The sequence below is a fragment of the Novosphingobium sp. ST904 genome (genome assembly GCF_001298105.1).
Lineage (GTDB): Bacteria > Pseudomonadota > Alphaproteobacteria > Sphingomonadales > Sphingomonadaceae > Novosphingobium.
Window position 1 is genome coordinate 1 of the sequence record NZ_LGJH01000062.1, and the last position, 5,232, is coordinate 5,232.

The 5,232-nt window shown below is 61.3% G+C and carries 3 protein-coding genes and 1 pseudogene; 1 reads left to right on the forward strand and 3 read right to left on the reverse strand.

Translation table 11 applies throughout. The features are described 5' to 3' along the window. Positions 1-253 precede the first annotated feature (253 nt). Both ADT71_RS00655 and acpA read right to left on the reverse strand, forming a co-directional pair. Positions 254-1,684: a M20/M25/M40 family metallo-hydrolase gene (locus ADT71_RS00655; protein ID WP_231635455.1), complete on the reverse strand. Its 1,431-nt coding sequence runs from the start codon at positions 1,682-1,684 to the stop codon at positions 254-256. Between the two features lie 53 nt (positions 1,685-1,737). Continuing rightward, positions 1,738-3,417, reverse strand: coding sequence for an acid phosphatase (acpA, locus tag ADT71_RS00660; RefSeq protein WP_054434208.1), 1,680 nt, complete (start codon positions 3,415-3,417; stop codon positions 1,738-1,740). Between the two features lie 349 nt (positions 3,418-3,766). Here acpA and ADT71_RS00665 point away from each other — a divergent pair, with 349 nt between their 5' ends. Then, on the forward strand, positions 3,767-5,131 hold the full coding sequence (locus ADT71_RS00665) for a TonB-dependent receptor plug domain-containing protein (RefSeq protein WP_082370050.1): 1,365 nt from the start codon (positions 3,767-3,769) through the stop codon (positions 5,129-5,131). Here the strand turns inward: ADT71_RS00665 and ADT71_RS30905 are convergent. Continuing rightward, positions 5,055-5,232, reverse strand: a pseudogene (locus ADT71_RS30905) (IS3 family transposase); the annotation flags it as partial. The gene ADT71_RS00665 and the pseudogene ADT71_RS30905 overlap by 77 nt on opposite strands.

Genomic DNA, 5,232 nt, shown 5'->3' on the forward strand with positions numbered 1-5,232 from the left:
CTGCCTTGGACGGGCAACCAGCCCGCCCGGCGGCAGCTTCGGCCCGAGCTGTTCGCCATTTGGGCGCCTCGATGGTGCCGTTTATGAGTTTACGACCTAGAAGATACCGGGCGGGATCACGCCCCGCCCGGCGTATTCCCTCACTTGCCGGCAAGGTCCCTGTAGAGGCTGAGATAGTAAGTGATGCCCGGACGGACGTTGAGCAGCGGCAGTCGCTCGTTGAGGCCGTGGGCGAACTCATCGGAGTCCTTCATCATCGACGCACTCGCGCCGTAGCTGGGCACCACCACCGCGCGTACCACATCGAATCCGAAGCACCCGAGGCCTGTGACGGGATGATCGGGATCGGTCCCCAGGCTGCCGTCACCGCCTTGCGCGTGGCGGCCACGAAGTCCGGTCGCATCGGTGATGCGGGCGACATGGTGGAGGCATCGCCGGTCACGTCGGAAAACTTCGCCGCCGGTACGTTCGCGACTTTCTGCAATTCAGCCATGATCTCCTCGCGGGTATGGCCGGGGAAGATGCGGCAATTGATATTGGCGGTGGCCCGCTGCGGCAGCGCGTTCTGCGCATGCCCGCCGGCGATCATCGTTGGCACGCATGTGGTGCCGGTACGCCCGACCATGGAGGGATTGGCCCGCAGCACCTTGAGCGCGGCCTCGTCGTTGGGGTTGGCTGCGAAGGCGCGCATGGCGCCGGCCAGCACCGCGTCGGGCTCCAGCTTGGCAGCCTCCACCCAGTAGGCACGGGTAATGTCGTTCAGTTCCGGCTGAAAGTGATAGTGCCCGATCCGCTCAAGCGCTTCCGAAAGCTGGACGATGGCGTTTTCCGTGCGCGGCGCGGAACTGTGCCCGCCCGCGTTCGTCACCTCGATCTGGTAATCGACATAGGTCTTTTCAGCCCCCTGCCATGACCAGAACGACGGCTTGCCGGTCTTCTCGGAAAGCGTGCCCGAAGCCCCGTCGACGTTGAGTACGAGGTCCGCGTTCTTCAAGCGTTCGGCAATCAGCTTCGAGGTCGCCATCGAGGTTTCCTCATCGCCGGAATACGCGATCACGAGGGTACGCTTCGGCCGGAAGCCCTGACGGCGCAGTTCGATCATCGATTCCATCGCGAGCACCGCTTCGAACTTGGTGTCGCTAGCGCCGCGTCCGTACAGGTAGCCGTTCTCGACTACGGGCGTGAAGGGATCGTGCTCCCAGTCGGCGGGCTTGGCTTCCACCACATCCATGTGTGCGGAAACGACCAGCGGCTTGAGCGAGGGATCGCTGCCGGGCCATGTCGCGATCAGGTAGGCAGTGTCCTTGTGGGGCACGATCTCGATGTCGCCCCCGTTCCAGCCGTTCGCGAGCAGTTCCTTGCGGAACAGTTCGGCGACGTCGCCTGTCTTGTTGCCTTCACCCTCCACGGAACGCAGCGCAATGGCTTGCTTCGAGATTTCGAGAACCTGCTTCTCGGCCTCCGGATAAGCCTTCGGTGCAGCTTGCGCGCCGGTTGCGCCAGCATGGCGGCCGCCAAGGAAGCAGCGGTAAGTGGAATATGCCGCATGGATCTGATGCCCCTGTTTTTCTGAAATGCGATCCGAAGTTCGTGCTTGACCGGAGGCGATGGAGAATCGCTCCGAACCCCGGCACTCTGTCGCATTCGCAGGTGCAACGCACCTGTTTTGCGGACTTTTCTGCACGGTTTGAAGCAAACGGCGAGGGTAGGCGCCATGTGGCCGCCCACCCTGCCGGCTCAGGCGATATCCAGCGCGTTCGTAAGGTCACCTGGCGCGACACCGCCGGCCGCGATCATCGCATCTTCGCGCGTTTGCAGGCCCGGCAGTTTCTCCAGCCCGAACCGGCGGGTGAGGAAGCGCGCGATGGAACCTGTGTCGTAGATCGTATGATCCACCGCACCCTTCTTTGCATGGGGCGAAACGATGACAGCGGGAATGCGCGTGCCCGGCCCCCAACGATCCCCTTTTGGAGGGGCCACGTGATCCCACCAGCCGCCGTTCTCGTCGAAAGTGATCACGATCAGCATTCGTTCCCACTGGGGGCTCGCGCGTAGGCCGTCGATGACAGCGGCAATATGGCGATCTCCTGCATCGATATCCGAATAGCCGGCATGCATGTTGAGATTGCCCTGCGGCTTGTAGAAGCTGACCGCCGGAAGTTTACCCGTCTCGGCATCGGCCAGGAAGCGATTGGTGCGGGCCGTGCTGCCTTCGCCGCCGTCGCGCAGATGCTTCGCACGGTCCGCGGTGCCCGGCGCGAACCGATCATAATAATTGAACGGCTGGTGATGCGGCTGGAAATTCGGGCGCGAAGGGAAAGAGGCATCGTTCAGACGTCCTTCCATCGCTGCGTTCCACCCTCCGGCATACCAAGCCCATTCAACACCCTTGGCCGAGAGCATATCGCCGATAGTCTTGTGCTGTTGCGGCACCAATGTGTGACTACTGCCGGCATTGGCGAAACCGGGTTTCTCGGGGTCGAGTTCGTAGGTCGGCGCGTAAGGCGGCAGCATCGTGTTCACCGCCCAGAAGTCGGGCGAGAGTGTGCTGGTAGAGAACATCGCAGGACCGTCCATCGCACTGGCCGCATTCCTGGGATCGAGCTTGAGCTTGATGCCCTTGGGATCGTCTCCCTCGATATGCGCGATACGCTTGGCGACGGGGCTCTTGTCGGCATCCGGATAGAACGGCGGCTGCGCGGCGATGAGGTATTGGTGATTGAGGAACGAGCCGCCGAAAGCACCCATGAAGAAATTGTCGCAAAGCGTGAATTCGCGAGCGACCTGCCAGAGCCGCAACTGCGCGCGCATATCGCCGTAGTGGCCCATGACCAAGGCGCCGCTATCCCCCCAGGCTACGAAACCGTCGTTCTTGCCACCATTGATCTGCCACTGGTTCTGATAGAACGCATGGACGAGATCGCGGGTGACGAGCCCATGCGGAAGCGGATCTCCCTCCGGCGTCTTGAGCGCGAAAGGACCGTTGGCGATCGGGCCGAGGTCATCCGGGCCAATCTGATATTCGGAATGTTCGACGACCTGCTTGCCAGGAACAAGCCCCTCCCAGATCTTCGGGAGCCTGTCCATGATCTTGCCGTCACGGTCACGCTGGGCGGTGCGCTCTGCCGGGACGGATGCGAGCGGTTGCTCCAGGCCGGGAAAATCGGCGAAGAGATTGTTGAAGCTGCGGTTTTCCGCAAAGATCACGACCACGGTGTCGATCGCATCACGCAGTTTCGCATCGCTTACCCGAGCACGGCTTTTAAGCCCCTTCCCGGTTGCGGCAGCAGCCTCTCCGGGAGCGCCGGCAACGGCAGCGGCACCAAGCGCAGCGGCAAGGCCGCCCAGAAAGTCGCGGCGGTCGGAGCGCACAATGGGCTCGTCTGCCTGCGGCTTGGGAAGGTCGGAATCGGTCATGGAAGCTCCGGCGGGAGGAGAAATTTCTTCGGCTGTTTGCGTTTACCGATAAGGCAAGTCAACCACCCGCCATCATCCACGCGATCCAGATTTACAGAACAGTAATATAAACTTCACCAAATATCACAAAAGAACTATAGTTTTATATTTTAAAGTTCGAATACCTTACCAACAATTGAAAATGATTATTTATATAATAAATTCAAAAATTCCTTTGAAATAAAAATGTAATCAAAGTTACTCCGAACTTTCACAAAATTCTTCTGTCCCCATCGCGTCGATCACGCGCTCTCCACCCCCGACCGCCGCAGGGCCTTCCGCTCACGGCATCCATCGGGGAGTTATTCGAATGTGGACCAAACGCAGCCTCTGGCTGGTATCGACAGCCATCGCCTTCGGCACGATGGCAGCTCAGCCGGCTTACGCCGAGGGCGAACCTGCAGCTTCTCCTGAAAACGATATCGTCGTCACCGGCTTCCGCGCCAGCCTTCAGGGCGCTCGTGACGTGAAGCGCAATGCGACAATCATCCAGGATTCGATCGTTGCCGACGACATCGCCGCCTTCCCCGACCTCAACCTTGCCGAAGCGCTCCAGCGCCTGCCAGGCGTCGCCATCAACCGCGAAGCCGGCGAAGGCCGCAGGGTCAGCTTGCGCGGCCTTGGTCCGGACTTCACCCGCGTCCAGCTCAACGGCATGGAAGTGTTGGGCAACGTGGACTCTCCGCAGGACAGCCGCGGCCAAGGCACGCGCGACCGCGCGTTCGACTTCAACATTTTCGCCGCCGAACTGTTCAACCGCGTGGATGTGCGCAAGTCCTTCTCGGCAGAGCAGACCGAAGGCGGCCTTGCCGGCACAGTGGGGCTCTATACCGCGCGCCCGTTCGACTATGAGGGCACGAAGGTAGCCTTCTCGGCCTCGGCGGGCACCAATACGCTGACCAAGGATTTCCAGCCGCGCCTGACCGGCCTCGTGTCGAAGAACTGGGGCGATTTCGGCATCCTCGTCTCCGCCGCCTACAGCCACCGCCAGACCCGGGAAACCGGCGTCGATACCTATCGCTGGCGCCTCAACAAGGCGAACGGCTCGGATATCTCGGGCCTGACGCAAGAGGAACAGGACAAGATCAACTCTGGTGAACTGCGCTTCGCGCGCGGCAACCGACTTTCGGTCTGGGACAGCACGCAGGACCGCCTTGGCGTAACGGCTTCGGCGCAGTGGAACCCGGCCGAAACCGTGCATCTCACGCTGGACGGCCTTTACGGCAAATACAAGGCCGACCGCTTCGAGACCCATCTCGCCTCGCGCGGCAGCGGCGGTTCCACCTGGCTTGGCGGCGGGCAGACCTTCGCAGGCGTGACCTATCCGAACTCGACCATCAACGACATCGAGTGGAACGACCAGAACGAGGTTACCTACCTTGACGTTTCGGGCGCACAGACCGCTACCGAAACCCGTATCCAGAAGACCACCAACACGTTCAAGCAACTGGTCCTTAGCGGCGACGCCGAGATCGTGCCGGGCCTCAAGGCGACGTTCCTGGGCGGCATCGAGCGTTCCAGCTACGACATGCCGGTGGACGACCATTTCTACACCGAAGTGAAGCGCCCCGGGTTTTCAGGAGGCAGTTTTCATTTGGCTATGCAGCCATATCGAGGTTCTCGAGGGCTGCATAGTAATTGTCTTCGGCCTCAGCGGGCGGGATGTGCCCGATAGGGCCGAAGAGCCGGTGATTATTGTACCAATCGACCCAGCGCAGCGTTGCCATTTCCACGGCCGAAACGCTTGGCCATGATCGCTGCCGCCAGATGACCTCG